This is a genomic window from Mesorhizobium shonense (assembly GCF_040545255.1).
Taxonomy (GTDB): Bacteria; Pseudomonadota; Alphaproteobacteria; order Rhizobiales; family Rhizobiaceae; genus Mesorhizobium; species Mesorhizobium shonense.
On the sequence record NZ_JBEPLM010000058.1, the window covers coordinates 1 to 1083 of the forward strand.

The 1083-nt window shown below is 65.7% G+C and carries 1 protein-coding gene; it reads right to left on the minus strand.

The features are described 5' to 3' along the window. Positions 1 to 1083: VCBS domain-containing protein (locus ABID26_RS37045; protein WP_354418447.1), on the minus strand; the 1083-nt coding region annotated here is incomplete at both ends.

A 1083-nucleotide genomic window follows, 5' to 3' on the forward strand; every position in this document is an offset into this window, starting at 1 on the left:
AGCCGTCGTCGCCAGGCCCCCAATTGTTGGCATAGATATACAGCCCACCATCGCTCTGGTCGTCGAAGGTAGCGCCGCTGCTGATTGTCAGCGCGGCGGAACCTGCGTCACTGACGCCCGTGTTCGGGTCCGACGCATTCAGATCGAGATAGATGTACCCTGTGGCGGTACTGCTGCCGCCCAACTGCAGCACTCGCCCGCCGTCGAGACCGAAGGAGCCATTGAACGCGGCTCCGCCTTGCGCCAGCGTCGTACCGGGCCCGCTCTCAGTGCCTCCCGACAGCGTCGCGGCACCCGACACGGTCAGCAAACCGGAGCCGTTCAGCTCGCCGCCGGACTGGCTGAGCGCGCCGGTTGTTGTCGCGGCGTCGAAGATCACTGTGCCTGAGTTGACTGATAGGGATTGGGCGCTTGTGTTGCCGTCCAGCTGCGTCGTTCCTCCGCTTACGTCGAGCGAGGCGAGGGCGGCGGAGCCGCTGACGTGCAGCGAACCGGAAGAGATGAGGAGTTGCTCCGTGCTGACCAGGCTCGCAGCGAAGCCGTCCACTCCGGCGATCGTGACAGCGATATCTTCGGGTCTGTCGATCAGCACCGTGTCCGCGGCCGTGGGGACCCCGCCCGTGCTCCAATTCGATCCGTCAAACCAGTTGCCGCTCCGCGGGCTGATCCACTGGACCGAGAAGCCGGCTGCGCCCCCCTCTATGGTGATGGTGGCAGTCTGCGCGACTGCTGCGCCGTGCTCGTCGACCACATCGTAGCTCAAGTTCAGCACCGCGCTCTGGCCGTCGGCGAGCGCATTGTAGGCACTCGGATCGATGTGCAGCGTGTGGCCGTCGGCATCGAGGCTGAGCCCCGCTGGCAGTGGGGCGGTCAGGTTTGCGATGTGCAGAACTGCTCCCTGGTCGACGTCCGAAGCTTGATCGAGCAGGTCGATCGTGTAGGCGGGGTCGACCTCAGAGGCGGTCGAAGTGACTGCGGCGGATACCGTCGGCGCGTCATTTGTGCCGTGGATGGTGACGGTGACGAGCTGGCTGGCGGTGCCGTCGGAGGAGACCGCGGTGAAGCTGTCGGTGAGGCTCTGCC